Annotated in this window: 1 protein-coding gene and 1 pseudogene; both read left to right on the top strand. The window is 73.4% G+C overall.

All coding sequences use genetic code 11. The features are described from left to right. Positions 1–235, top strand: a pseudogene (locus F0Q45_RS28870) (hypothetical protein); the annotation flags it as partial. 25 nt (positions 236–260) lie between these two features. Next, a partial coding sequence (locus F0Q45_RS26760; RefSeq protein ID WP_223163965.1) for a hypothetical protein occupies positions 261–458 on the top strand: 198 nt, incomplete at its 3' end.

The following is a 458-nucleotide window of genomic DNA, read 5'->3' as shown; positions in this document are numbered from 1 at the left end:
TGGTCCAGGTGGTCCAGGCGAAAGTCCACTGTGGGCCGTACATACGTACGGCGGTCCAGGGTCGGGTGGACCGAACGGTGGACCAGACACTCTGTTCGTGCCGCCAGCCGCCAACGGCGAGCCCCATCTATGCACCGCGCCCGGCTGCCGCAACCAGCTCGTCTCACCCGAGGCCCGCGCCGCCGGCAAATGCCGGCCCTGCCGCGACAAGGCGATGGCGGGGTACGACCGATGACCGCCATCGCCTTACCCTTCGGCCTGTGCGCGCTCGTCTACACCCGCGCCGGTCACGCCCCGCCCCGCCCGCCTACACCGCCCGGTCCTCCGGCACCGACCCCGCGCGGGCACCGGCAGGCACCACGGCGGCCGGGCAACGACCCGATGCCGGTGCCTACTGCACCCCAGAGTCGGGAGTCGGCGGCATGACCCCCGCCGACTTGGTCGCGGCCCTGGGCGCG

This window comes from Mycobacterium simiae, assembly GCF_008370645.1.
GTDB lineage: Bacteria > Actinomycetota > Actinomycetes > Mycobacteriales > Mycobacteriaceae > Mycobacterium > Mycobacterium simiae_A.
The sequence above is the reverse complement of the archived record's forward strand: the minus strand, read 5'-3'. Positions and strand labels throughout refer to the sequence as shown.